The sequence below is a fragment of the Paraburkholderia acidipaludis NBRC 101816 genome, from assembly GCF_000684975.1.
Taxonomy (GTDB): domain Bacteria; phylum Pseudomonadota; class Gammaproteobacteria; order Burkholderiales; family Burkholderiaceae; genus Paraburkholderia; species Paraburkholderia acidipaludis.
Genome location: NZ_BAXZ01000019.1, coordinates 37,995 through 50,848 on the forward strand (window position 1 = coordinate 37,995; position 12,854 = coordinate 50,848).

The following is a 12,854-nucleotide window of genomic DNA, read 5'->3' on the forward strand; positions in this document are numbered from 1 at the left end:
CCGGCCTCCGCCTTTCGGCTGAAGGCGCCCATCAGAGGGAGTTATCGACCGGTTGGGGAAAATCTTTAGCGCCTGGAAAGAAAATTCGCTTTCGCGTGCCGCTGCACCGTCCTGGCGCTGCGCTGGCACGCGGATTCGGTTAAAGTGGCGCCGGTCGGGACGCCGACGTCATGCGCAATGAATATCGGGCGCGGCGACGCGGCGGCCAGCCGCAGCACCGGTCTTGCGGGACGTCGCGCCGCCGGCCATTCCCTTTGTTCGAGTCATACGCCATGTCCGATTCATCGTCAGCGTCCGACAGGGCGGCGATCCCCGCCGCGCGGGGCGCGGGCGGCGGCCCTGTGCCGGCCGCGCAGCCGTTCGTCTATCTGGGCCGTCAGCCGATTCTCGATTGCGGCGGCGCGCTGACGGCCTACGAACTGCTGTTTCGCGGCGGCGCGCACAACCGCGCGGATATCGACGACGACGCGCTCGCGACCGCCCAGGTCATGACGCGCACGATGGGGCAGCTTGGCGTGCCGGCCGTGCTCGGCCGCCATTACGGCTACGTGAACGTGAGCCGCGAGCTGCTCTTCGACGACATCATCCACCTGCTGCCGCCCGGGCGCTTCGTGCTCGAAGTGCTCGAGCACGTGCGTTTCGACGAAGCGCTCGCCGAGCGGCTCGCCTTGCTGCGCCGCGCGGGCTACCGCATCGCGCTGGACGACGTGAGCGCGATCTCGGAGAACCTGCTGAAGGGGCTGCCTTGCGCGGACATCGTCAAGGTCGACCTCATGCAGACCGAGCGCGGCATGCTGCCCGAGATCACCGCGACGATCCGCGCGGCGGGCAAGACGCTCATCGCCGAGAAGGTCGAGACGAGCGAAGACTTCGAGCTGGCGCGCTCGCTCGGCTGCGAGCTGTTCCAGGGGTATTTCTTCGCGCGCCCGCAGGTGCTGCGCGCGCCGCGCGTGCGCACGTCGCGCCTCGCGCTCGTGCGCCTGCTCGCGCTGGTGGCGAGCGACGTCGGCGTAGCCGAACTCGAACGGGAGCTGCGCAACCATCCGGGCGTTGTCGTGCAACTGCTGCGGCTCGTGAATTCGAGCGCCTATGCTCCGGCGCGGCCCATCGCCTCGCTGCGCGAGGCCGTGCTCGCCGCGGGCACGCGCCAGATCGCGCGCTGGGCGCAACTGCTGCTCTATGCGAGCGGGCGCGACCTGCCGTGGGGCTCGGACCCGCTCGTCCAGCTGGCCGGCACGCGCTCCCATTTCATGGAACTGGCCGCGCGCAGCCTGTACCCGAACAATTCCGACTTTGCCGATGCCGCGTTCATGACCGGTATTTTTTCCCTCGTGCACGTGCTGGTGGGCTCGACGCCGGCGCTTACGCTCGAACGCCTCGGGCTCTCGCCGACCATCAGCCGGGCCGTGGACGGCCATCACGGCGAACTGGGCACGCTGCTGCGCATTGCCATGAGCGCCGAGCGGGGCGACCATCAGACGGCGCAGTCGATTGCCGCCGCCGCGGGCGGCGTGTTTGCGTCGCTGACGTTGCCGCTGCTCGCCGAGCTGAACCTGTGGGCGGGCGCCTGGTTTACCGCCTACGCCGAAGGCTGAGGTCGGGCGCGGGCGCGTGTAGCGCCCGCCTGCGCGCGCCGCGATTGTATGGTCCAATGACGCCATCGCCGCGCGGGTGCCCGGCCGTGCCCGGGCCAACGAGGCGCGTGGCGTGCCATGAAGAGGAGCATCGACATGAAATCCCGATTCATCGCGGCGGGCGCCGCGGCATTGCTGTGCGCCGGACTCTCGCTGTACGCACTCACGGCCGACGCGACGCTCAAGCCCGGCGACCCTGCGCCTGACTTCACGACCGAGGCGTCGCTCGGCGGCAAGACCTACACGTACACGCTCGCCGACGAGCTGAAGAAGGGGCCGGTGGTGCTCTACTTCTATCCGGCCGCGTTCACGAAAGGCTGCACGATCGAGGCCCACGAGTTTGCCGAAGCCGTGGACGAGTACAAGAAGTACGGCGCGACCGTGATCGGCGTGTCGCACGACAATATCGACACGCTGACGAAGTTCTCGGTGAGCGAGTGCCGCAGCAAGTTCCCGGTGGCCGCCGACGAAGACTCGAAGATCATCAAGTCGTATGACGCCGCGATGCCGATGCACGAGTCGATGGCCAACCGCGTGTCCTATGTGATCGCGCCCGACGGCAAGATCATCTACGAGTACACGAGCCTCTCGCCCGACCAGCACGTCGAGAACACGTTGCGCGCCGTGAAGGAGTGGGCCGCGCAGCATCCGAAGCCGTAGTCGTAGCGCTGGCCGCGCCGGTTCGTCGCATGCCCATTCTTGTTCTGCTGTTTGCGTTCGTCGCGTTCGTCTATGGCGCGGTGGTGTCGTTTCACGCGCTCGCGCAGCGGTTCGGCATGCATGTCGCGGTAGCCGTGGCGGTGGTCGTCGCAGCCGTGCTCGTGGCGCTCGCCGCCCGGTGGTGGCAGCGCCGCCGCGACGTGGCGCCGAACCTGCGCGGCGACGGTGACTGGACCCACGGCGTTTCGGGCGAATGGGGCGCGGTGCGGCTCGCGGCGGGCAAACGGCTGTGCGAGCTGACGCTGGGCGGGGCACATGGCGCCTACATCTTCGCGGATCTGCGCGGCGCGCAGCCGGCGCGCGAGGCGGGGCGCTGGTGTGTGGCGCTCGATGTCGTCGATACGAAGCGCCCTGTCTGGAACGTGCCGATGGCGAGCGAGCGCGAGGCAAAGCGCTGGACGCGGATTTTTACGCTGGCCATGGCGCAGCGGCTTTGATGAGCGGCGCTCCGGTTGCGCGCCGGCAGGATGGAAGGCTTGACAAATCTGGCCGAGAGCATTGGGCGTCGAAGATCGAAAGACCATCGGCGACGACATCAAGACGGTCGAATTGGGTTGGCCGCTCGGTATGCCGCTGGTACGGAAAATGGATGCAAATTTGTGGGAGGTGCGCGTCGATCTACGCCAGCGCGTCGCCCGTGTGCTGTTCACTGTCGTTGAAGATCGGATGGTCCTGCTACACGGATTCATCAAGAAATCGCAGGAGACGCCCAAGACCGATCTCAAGCTCGCGCATACACGCCTGAAGCAGTTGCGCGACTCGCTCGCGGAACAAGATTCGTAGGAGGCCTCATATGGCAAGCAAACATATCGGCAGCAGCTTTGACGATTTTCTCGCCGAAGAGGGCCGGCTCGAAGAAGCCACGGCAACCGCGATGAAGCGGGTGATTGCGTGGCAGATTTCGCGGGAAATGAAAGCCCGGAAGCTGACGAAAACGGCGATGGCCGAACGGATGCACACGAGCCGGGCCGCGCTCAATCGTTTGCTGGACGAAGAAGATACGAGTTTGACGTTGACGACGCTCGCGAGCGCACTGACGGCGCTTGGCAAGCGAATGGAATTCCGGCTGGCTGCAGCTTGAGGGCTTGCCGGCAATAGTGCCCGTCAAGGCTCTTCACTCCGCGGCCCCCGCAGGCCGCGCCCCGCGGTTTTCCCACCACACCCGTAGCCGGTCCATATACAGATAAACGACCGGCGTCGTATAGAGCGTGAGCATCTGGCTCACGATCAATCCGCCCACGATCGAAATGCCGAGCGGCGCGCGCAGCTCCGCGCCTTCGCCCGTGCCGAACGCCAGCGGCAATGCGCCAAGCAGTGCCGCGCACGTCGTCATCATGATCGGCCGAAAGCGCAGGAGACACGCCTGATGGATCGCGTCGCGCGAGCTCAGGCCCTCGCGCGACGCCTCGATGGCGAAGTCCACCATCATGATCGCGTTCTTCTTCACGATGCCGATCAGCAGGATCACGCCGATCAACGCGATGATGCTGAACTCCGTCTTGAACAGCAGCAGCGCGAGCAGCGCGCCCACGCCGGCCGAAGGCAGCGTGGAGAGGATCGTGAGCGGATGGATATAGCTCTCGTAAAGGATGCCGAGCACGATATACACGGCGGCCAGCGCCGCGAGAATCAGGATCGGCTGGTTGTCGAGGGACTGCTGGAACGCCTGCGCCGTGCCCTGGAAGCTGCCGTGGATCGTGGCGGGCATGCCGATCTCGCCCATCGTGTCGTAGATGGCCGCGGTGGCGTCCGAAAGCGACTTGCCGGGCGGCAGGTTGAACGAGATCGTCGAAGCGACGAACTGGCTCTGGTGATTGACCGAGAGTGGCGTCGTGCCGGGCCCGAACGAGGCGATGGCCGAAAGCGGAATCATCGTCTCCTGCGCCGTGGAAACCGCCGCGCCCGCCGAGGCGCTCGACTTGCCGCTGGCCGCGAGCGAGTTGATCGCAAGGTTGCGCGCCGAGTCGGCCGCGATGGCCGCCGCGCTCGCCGCCGTGGCCGCGGCGGTGCCGCCTGCGGCCGAGCCGCTCGTGCCCGTGGACGGCCCGCTTACGGTGCCGGCCGTCGCATTGGTGCTCTGCGAACCGCTGGCGGGTCCACCCGCCGTGCTCACCCAGATCTGGTCGAGCATCTCCGGGCTTTGCCAGTATTGCGGCGCGACTTCCATCACGACGTGATACTGGTTGAGCGGGTTGTAGATCGTCGAAACCTGGCGCTGGCCGAAGGCGTCGTAGAGCGTGTTGTCGATCTGCGAGGGCGTGATGTTCAGGCGCGCGGCGCTTGCGCGGTCGATCGTGACCATCGATTCGAGGCCGCCTTGCTGCTGGTCCGAGTTCACGTCGGCCAGTTCGGGGCGCGACTGCAGCGCTTCGGTGAGTTTCGGCCCCCACTTGTAGAGGTCCGCCGTGTTGTCGGCGAGCAGCGTGAACTGGTATTGCGCGTTCGACTGCCGGCCGCCCACGCGGATGTCCTGCACGGCCTGCAGAAAGGTGCGCGCACCCGCCACGTTCGAAAGCGGGCCGCGCAACTGGGCGATCACCTCGTCGGCGGAGAGCTTGCGTTCGCTCTTCGGCTTGAGCGAGACGAACATGAAGCCCGAGTTGGTCGCCCGTCCGCCGGAAAAGCCCGCGACCGAATCGACGGCGGGATTCGCCTGCACGATGCGCATCATTTCCGCGAACTTGACCTTCATCGCCTGGAACGAAGTGGCCTGGTCGGCGACGATGCCGCCCGTGAGCCGCCCGGTGTCCTGCTGCGGGAAGAAGCCCTTGGGTACGACCACGTAGAGTGCGACGTTCAGCGCAATCGTCGCGATGAGCGTGAGCAGCACGAAGCGCGGATGCGCGAGCGCCCAGCCGAGCGTGCGCTCGTAGCCGCGCTGCAGGGTCATGAAGCCGCGTTCGAGCCACTGCGCGAAGCGGCCCTCGGCCGCTTTCTCGTGCGGCTCGTCGAGCAGGCGCGAGCACATCATCGGCGTGAGCGTGAGCGAGACCACGAGCGACACCGCAATGGCGAGCGAGAGCGTGAGCGCGAACTCGCGAAAGAGGCGCCCGACAATGCCGCCCATCAGCAGAATGGGCAGGAACACGGCGACGAGCGAGATGCTGATCGAGAGCACGGTGAAGCCCACTTCGCGCGCGCCGAGCAGCGCCGCCTGCCGGCGCGGCACGCCGTTCTCGATGTGGCGCGAGATGTTTTCGAGCACGACGATGGCGTCGTCCACCACGAAGCCTGTCGCGATGGTGAGCGCCATCAGCGAGAGGTTGTCGAGCGAGAAGCCCATCAGGTACATCGCGCCGAAGGTGCCGATGATCGAGATCGGCACCGCGACGCTCGGAATGAGCGTCGCGCGCCAGTTGCGCAGGAACAGGAACACCACCATGACGACCAGCGCCACGGCGATCATGAGCGTGTGCTCCGTGTCCTTGAGCGACGCGCGGATCGTGACCGAGCGGTCCGAGGTGGGAATCACGTCGACGTTCGCGGGCAGCGAGGCCCTCAACTGCGGCAGCATCGCGATCACGCGGTCCACGGTCTCGATGATGTTCGCGCCGGGCTGGCGGTACAGGATCACGAGCACCGAGCGCTTGCCGTTGGCGCGGCCGATGTTGCGCAGGTCTTCCACCGAATCGACCACTTCGCCCAGGTCCGAGAGCTTCACGCCCGCGCCGTTGCGGTAGGCGATCACGAGATCCTTGTACTGGCTCGCCTTGCTCGCCTGGTCGTTGGTGTAGAGCTGGAAGCGCTGCGGGCCGAACTCGATGTCGCCCTTCGGGCTGTTCGCATTGGCCGAGGCGAGCGCCGCGCGCACGTCTTCGAGCCCGATGCCGTAGTGAAAGAGCGCGTGCGGTTCGAGCTCGATGCGCACGGCCGGGTTGGCCGAGCCGCTCACGTCCACTTCGCCTATGCCGTCCACCTGCGAGAGCGACTGCTGCAGGACGGTCGCCGCGGAATCGTAGAGCTGGCCCGCCGTGAGCGTGGGCGAGGTGAGCGCGAGGATCAGGATCGGCGCGTCGGCGGGGTTGACCTTGTGGTAGGTCGGGTTCGAGCGCAGGCTCGCGGGCAGGTCGGCGCGCGCCGCGTTGATGGCGGCCTGCACGTCGCGCGCGGCGCCGTCGATGTCACGGTTCAGGCCGAACTGCAGCGTGATGCGCGTGCTGCCCACCGAGCTTTGGGAGGTCATCTCGGTGACGTCGGCGATGCTGCCGAGGTGGCGTTCGAGCGGGCTCGCCACGCTCGTCGCCACGGTCTCGGGGCTCGCGCCGGGCAGCGTGGCCTGCACGGAGAGGGTGGGGAAATCCACCTGCGGCAGCGGCGCGACGGGCAGCTTCGTGAAGGCGAATACGCCGGCGAGCGCGATGCCGAGCGCGAGCAGCGTGGTCGCAACGGGGCGGGCGATGAACGGGCGGGACAGGTTCATCGCGTCATGGTTCCAAAGACGACGCTGGCGTGGAAGGCGAGCCGCCGAAGCGCTTTCTCATGCGCTGCGCGAGCGAGTCGAACGCGAGATAGATCACGGGCGTCGTGAAGAGCGTGAGCGCCTGGCTCACGATCAGGCCGCCCGCAATGGCGATGCCGAGCGGCCGGCGCAACTCGCTGCCGGCGCCGCTGCCCAGGATGAGCGGCACGGCGCCAAGCAGGGCCGCCATGGTCGTCATCATGATCGGGCGGAAACGCAGCAGGCACGCCTGATAGATCGCCTCGCGCGGCGGCTTGCCTTCCTGGCGCTCGGCTTCCAGCGCGAAGTCGATCATCATGATCGCGTTCTTCTTCACGATGCCGATCAGCAGCACGATGCCGATAATGCCGATGATGTCGAGATCGTGGCCCGTCATGATCAGCGCGAGCAGCGCGCCGATGCCGGCCGAGGGCAGCGTCGAGAGAATCGTGACGGGATGCACGAAGCTCTCGTAGAGCACGCCCAGCACGATGTACATCGTCACGATGGCCGCGAGGATCAGGAACAGCTCGTTCGAGAGCGAGGCCTGAAAGGCGAGCGCCGCGCCCTGGAAGCGCGTCTGGAACGAGCCGGGCAGCCCGATGTCGCCCTCGGCCTGCTGGATCGCCTTCACGGCCGCGCCGAGCGAGGCGCCGGGCGCGAGGTTGAACGAGATCGTGGTGGCCGGGAACTGCGAAAGATGCGTGACGAGCAGCGGCGCCGGGCGCTCGTGGAAACTCGCGACGGCCGAGAGCGGCACTTGCCCCGTCGTCGAGGTCGAGGAGGGCAGGTAGATCGCGTTGAGCGCGTCGGTGTAGCGCTGTAGCTGCGGCTCGGCTTCGAGGATCACGCGGTACTGGTTCGACTGCGTGAAGATCGTGGAGATGATGCGCTGGCCGAACGCGTCGTAGAGCGCGTTATCCACCGTTGCGGGCGTGATGCCGTAGCGCGACGCGCTCGCGCGGTCGATTTCGACGTACACCGACTGGCCTTCGTCCTGCAGGTCCGTCGCGACGTCGGCCAGCTCGGGCAACTGTTCCAGCCGGTTCGTGAGCTTCGGCACCCAGGTCGTGAAGTCCTCGATGTTCGGCGTGGTGAGCAGGAATTGATACTGCGTCGGGCTCACCGTCGAGTCGATCGTGAGGTCTTGCACGGGTTGCATGTTCAGCGTGGCGCCGGGGAGATGCGCGACGCTTTTCTGCAAGTCGCGGATGATCTCGCTCGCGGTCTCGCTGCGGTCGTCGCGCGGCTTCAGGTTGATCAGCATGCGGCCACTGTTGAGCGTGATGTTCGTACCGTCCACGCCGATGAACGAGGTGAGGCTTTCCACGTTGTCGTTCTTCAGGATTTCGGCGGCGAGCGCTTGCTGGCGCTCGGCCATCGAGGCATACGAAACCGACTGCGGGGCCTGGGTGATCGCCTGGATCACGCCCGTGTCCTGCACGGGAAAGAAGCCCTTGGGCACCACTACGTAGAGCACGCCGGTGAGAACGAACGTGATGGCGAACACGATGAGCGTGAGGCGCCGGCGCGCCAGCACCCATTCGAGCGCCACCCCGTAGCGGCCGATCACGGCTTCGAAGAACGCATGCACGCGCGCCTCGAAGCGGCGGCTTTCGGCGGGCGTCGGGTTTGGCATGGAGCGCAGCATCTTCGCGCACATCATGGGCACGAGCGTGAGCGAGACCACGGCCGAGATCACGATGGTCACCGCGAGCGTGATGGCGAACTCGTGGAAGAGGCGGCCCACCACGTCGCCCATGAAGAGGAGCGGGATCAGCACCGCGATCAGCGAGACCGTGAGCGAGATAATCGTGAAGCCGATCTGCTTCGAACCCTTCAAGGCCGCTTCGAGCGGCGTCCGGCCTGCCTCCACGTAGCGCGAGATGTTCTCGATCATCACGATCGCGTCGTCCACCACGAAGCCCGTGGCGATGGTGAGCGCCATCAGCGAGAGGTTGTCGAGCGAGAAGCCGCACAGGTACATCACCGCGAGCGTGCCGATCAGCGAAAGCGGCACCGAAAGGCTCGGGATCACCGTGGCATAGAGGTTGCCGAGGAACAGGTACATCACGAGCACGACGAGCACGACCGACATCAGCAGTTCGAACTGCACGTCGCGCACCGAGGCGCGGATCGTCGTCGTGCGGTCGGTGACGATCTGCACGTCGAGCGCCTGGGGCAGCGACTCCTGCAGCTGCGGCAGGATCGCCTTGATGCTGTCCACCACCTGGATCACGTTCGCGCCCGGCTGGCGCTGCACGTTCAGGATGATCGCGGGCACGCCGTCCACCCACGCGCCGAGCTTCGTGTTCTCGGCGCCTTCCACGATGGTCGCGACGTCGGTGAGCATCACGGGGCGGCCGTTGCGGTAGGCCACCACGGCGCTTTTGTAGGCGTTCGCGTCGGTGAGCTGGTCGTTCGCGTTGATCGTATAGGCGCGCGTGGGGCCGTCGAAGTTACCCTTCGGCGTGTTGACGTTCAGGTTCGAGAGGGTCGTGCGCAGGTCGTCCAGATTCAGGCCGTAGGCGGCGAGCGCGCGCGGGTTGGCCTGAATGCGGATGGCCGGCCGCTGGCCGCCCGTGATGCTCACGAGGCCCACGCCCGCCACTTGCGAGATCTTCTGGGCGAGGCGCGTGTCGGCGAGGTCCTGGATCTGCGTGAGCGGCAGCGTTTTCGAGGTGATGGCGAGCGTGAGGATCGGCGCGTCGGCGGGATTGACCTTCGCGTAGATGGGCGGCGCGGGCAGGTCGGAGGGCAGCAGGTTGCCGGCCGCGTTGATGGCGGCCTGGACTTCCTGCTCGGCCACGTCGAGCGGCAGGTCGAGGCTGAACTGCAGCGTGATGACCGAGGAGCCCGCCGAGCTTTGCGACGACATCTGGTTGAGCGACGGCATCTGGCCGAACTGCCGCTCGAGCGGCGCGGTGACCGACGAGGTCATCACGTCCGGGCTCGCGCCCGGATAGAAGGTCTGTACCTGGATGGTCGGATAGTCGACTTCGGGCAGGGCGGAGAGCGGCAGGAAACGCAGCGCGACGAGGCCGACCAGCATGATCGCCGCCATGAAGAGCGCGGTGCCGACCGGACGCAGAATGAAGACGCGGGACGGATTCATGCGGGCTTACTGGCCTTCCGGCTGCGAAGCATGCCGGTGGTGGCGATGCGCGCCGGAGGCGGCCCATGGGGCAGAGGCTCCCTTGGCGCCCGAGGCATGCCTTGAGTGTTCGGCGGGGATCGTGATCTTCGCGCCTTCGCGCAGGCGGTCCGAACCGTCCGTCACGACGCGCTCGCCCGCTTCGAGCCCGGAAGCGATGCTCGTGCGCTCGCCGTCCACGGGGCCGACCTTCACGAGCCGCACGGTGACGGTGTTGTCGGGCTTCGCCACGTACACGTACTGCCCCTGCGAGCCGTTGAGCACGGCGGCGGTCGGCACGATCACCGCGTTGCGGATCGTGTCGACGGTGAGGCGCGCGTTGACGAACTGGTTGGGGAACAGCATCTGGTCCGGGTTGGCGAAATTTGCGCGCAGCTTGACCGTGCCCGTGGTGGTATCGATCTGGTTGTCGAGGGTCGCGAGCTGGCCGTTTTCCAGCGGCGTCGTGTTGCTGCGGTCGTACGCGGCGACCGGCAATTTCGCGCCCGTGCGCATCTGCCTGAGGATGACCGGCAGGTCGCTTTCGGAGGCCGTGAAGATCACGCTGATAGGCTGCAACTGCGTGAGCACGACGATGCCGTTAGTGTCGCCCGGCGTCACGTAGTTGCCCGGGTCGACCTGGCGCAGGCCGACGCGGCCGGAGACCGGCGCCGTGATGCGCGCGTAGGTGAGGTCGAGCTTGTAGGTGTCGACATTGGCCTGATCCGACTTGACCGTCCCTTCGTACTGCTTGACGAGCGAGGCTTGCGTGTCCACCTGCTGGCTCGCGATCGAGTCCTGCGCGAGCAGCGTCTGGTAGCGCTTGAGGTCGAGCCGCGCCGTGGCGAGCAGCGCCTGATCGCGCACGAGCTGGCCTTCGGCGTTCTCCAGCGAGATCTGCCAGGGGCGGGGATCGATCTGCGCGAGCACGTCGCCCGCTTTCACCATCTGGCCTTCCTGGAAATTCACGCTTTGCAGCGTGCCCGAGAGCTGCGTGCGCACCGTGACGTCGGCAAGCGGCGTGACCGTGCCGAGCGCCGTGACGACGACGGGCATGTCGCCGTTCGCGGCGGTCGCCACGGTGACGGGCTGCGGCAAATTTGCCATCGCACCGGGGCCGCCGTGGCGCATATGTCCGCCGCGCGCCGGCTCTGTGGCGACGCTTGCAGGCGCCTTGTTCCACGGTTGCCAGCGCAACAGCACGATGCCCGCGACAATCAGCACGGCGGCGAGCGCGGCCAGCTTGCCGCGCGAGCGGGGCGGCCGCGGCGATGCTTCCGGAAGGGACGTTTCCAGCGGCTTTTCTTGTTGATCCATCTGATCCATCGGTCAGGTCGTTTCGGGCTGTCGGGTCGGGCGGCCGGTGCTGCGGGCAGACGTGCGGATTGCCGACGCTACGCGAAGTTTATGAAAGGAAATTGTCAGGATGTCACTCTAGCAAACGCTGGACGCGCGCGGGAAGCGCGGCGGCCGAAAGGCTGCGGCGAGCGGTGGCTGGCTGGCGATGCGTGGGTGGCTGGCTGGCGTGGCTGCGCTGCCAAAAATGACACAACGGCCACGATGCTAGTCGGGGCTTCGGATAGCGTCCAGCGGCATTTCTTTCAAACCGTTACCGCCGTAACAGGGCTCGCGGCGGACGAGACCGAACGCCGCCTCAAGCCTGTGCGGCCGGCGGAAATAGGCGTGAGCGGCGGTGGGCCGGGTCTCGTCAGACGCCGTCGGGCAGGCATACGGTGCCGCCGATTTCGGCGGCGAGCCCCGCGAGGCATTCGCGCAGCAGCGGCGCGGCATGCGTGACGAGCCATTCGCGCGGGCACTGCTGCGAGGCGCCGCAGCAGTTGATCGCATAGCGCTCGCCATCGGGAGCCACGAAGGCGCCGGCGATCGCGTTCAGGCCGTCGTGCCAGTCGCCGATCGTCATGGCGTAGCCACGCCCGGCGGTCTCGGCGACGGCCGCGTCGAGGCGGCTGCCGAAGAGGCCCCAGTCGTTGCCGGCCGCGGCCTGCAGCGCGGCGGTGACCGTGTCGCGTTCGGGCGGGGTGAGGGAAGCGAGCCACGCCCGCCCGACGGCCGTGCGGCTCATTTCGATGCGCGAGCCCACGTCGAGCCGCGAGACCAGCACGGCCGAACGCGGGCGGATCGCGTCGATCACGACCATTTCCAGCCGGTCGCGCACGGTCAGCTGGACGGAAAGCGCCGTGCGCTCGGCAAGGCGTGTGAGATAGGGCCTTGCGCGGGTGCGGATATCGGAGTTGCGCAGGAAGCCGTTGCTCAAGTCCAGCACGGCCGAAGTCAGCACGAAGCGCTCGCTGTCCGGCAGGCGCACGAGAAAGCCCGTGCTGACCAGCGTGCCCGTCAGGCGTGAGACCGTCGGCTTGGGGATGCCGGTGAGGTCGGTCAGCTCGCGGTTGGAAAGCGGGGCGTCGGCGGCGGCAATGCAGCGCAGGACGGCGAGACCGCGCGCGAGCGCCGTCACCTCGTCGGCCGCACCGTCTTTGTCGCGAAGCGCCTCGGCGCGCACTCGCGGATCGGTTGCGGAAGTCATCTCAGGTATATTTGCGTTTTTTTGAAACAGTATTTCAGCGAGTCCCGCGATCGTGGCGGCAGGTGGGGACCATTATCGCGCACTTATTACGCACCGGCGCGGTGCAGCACAAATCGCTCAAGGGATATTAAAAACTGGCTTAAATAGTCAAACGATTCTTGCGGATGGGCGTTTTATCGAATGGCGTAATCCGGAGAGATTTTGCTTGACTTAGTCAGCGGCTCAGTAAAAAATGGAACCGCATTTCGACAGGACCCCGCGGCACGCGGGTTTTAATGTGTCGCGGCATATGCATTACGCATAACACAGCCAGATCGCAGTCCGGCCCGGAGCGGCGGCGCGAGTCGAAATACCCTCTCTCAGGTTCTAGCACGGCCCTCGGAA

General features: G+C 66.7%; 9 protein-coding genes. 5 read left to right on the plus strand and 4 right to left on the minus strand.

Going from position 1 to position 12,854, the window contains the following annotated elements; translation table 11 throughout:
- Positions 1–272 precede the first annotated feature (272 nt).
- The 5 genes from BAC01S_RS20675 to BAC01S_RS20695 all read left to right on the plus strand — a co-directional run bounded on the left by BAC01S_RS20675 (position 273) and on the right by BAC01S_RS20695 (position 3,435).
- Positions 273–1,595: an EAL and HDOD domain-containing protein gene (locus BAC01S_RS20675; RefSeq protein ID WP_027796477.1), complete on the plus strand. Its 1,323-nt coding sequence runs from the start codon at positions 273–275 to the stop codon at positions 1,593–1,595.
- A 135-nt stretch (positions 1,596–1,730) separates the two neighbouring features.
- On the plus strand, positions 1,731–2,294 hold the full coding sequence (locus tag BAC01S_RS20680; RefSeq protein ID WP_027796478.1) for a peroxiredoxin: 564 nt from the start codon (positions 1,731–1,733) through the stop codon (positions 2,292–2,294).
- Between the two features lie 29 nt (positions 2,295–2,323).
- Positions 2,324–2,791 carry a hypothetical protein gene (locus BAC01S_RS20685; RefSeq protein WP_027796479.1) on the plus strand — a complete coding sequence of 156 codons (468 nt, stop codon included), beginning with the start codon at positions 2,324–2,326 and terminating at the stop codon, positions 2,789–2,791.
- A gap of 46 nt (positions 2,792–2,837) precedes the next feature.
- The gene (locus tag BAC01S_RS32050; RefSeq protein ID WP_043203046.1) at positions 2,838–3,137 is read left to right on the plus strand and encodes a type II toxin-antitoxin system RelE/ParE family toxin; all 300 of its coding nucleotides are present in this window, start codon (positions 2,838–2,840) and stop codon (positions 3,135–3,137) included.
- 10 nt (positions 3,138–3,147) lie between these two features.
- A complete protein-coding gene (locus BAC01S_RS20695) occupies positions 3,148–3,435 on the plus strand; it encodes an XRE family transcriptional regulator (protein WP_027796480.1) in 288 nt (95 codons plus the stop codon).
- A gap of 33 nt (positions 3,436–3,468) precedes the next feature.
- Here BAC01S_RS20695 and BAC01S_RS20700 read toward each other — a convergent pair whose 3' ends face one another.
- The 4 genes from BAC01S_RS20700 to BAC01S_RS20715 form a co-directional block, all read right to left on the minus strand.
- Complete coding sequence (locus tag BAC01S_RS20700) at positions 3,469–6,774, minus strand: efflux RND transporter permease subunit (protein WP_027796481.1); 3,306 nt, start codon at positions 6,772–6,774, stop codon at positions 3,469–3,471.
- Between the two features lie 4 nt (positions 6,775–6,778).
- On the minus strand, positions 6,779–9,907 hold the full coding sequence (locus BAC01S_RS20705; RefSeq protein WP_027796482.1) for an MdtB/MuxB family multidrug efflux RND transporter permease subunit: 3,129 nt from the start codon (positions 9,905–9,907) through the stop codon (positions 6,779–6,781).
- Positions 9,908–9,913: 6 nt separating this feature from the next.
- Complete coding sequence (locus BAC01S_RS20710) at positions 9,914–11,242, minus strand: MdtA/MuxA family multidrug efflux RND transporter periplasmic adaptor subunit (RefSeq protein ID WP_027796483.1); 1,329 nt, start codon at positions 11,240–11,242, stop codon at positions 9,914–9,916.
- Between the two features lie 391 nt (positions 11,243–11,633).
- The gene (locus BAC01S_RS20715) at positions 11,634–12,470 is read right to left on the minus strand and encodes an IclR family transcriptional regulator (protein WP_027796484.1); all 837 of its coding nucleotides are present in this window, start codon (positions 12,468–12,470) and stop codon (positions 11,634–11,636) included.
- Positions 12,471–12,854: the final 384 nt, after the last annotated feature.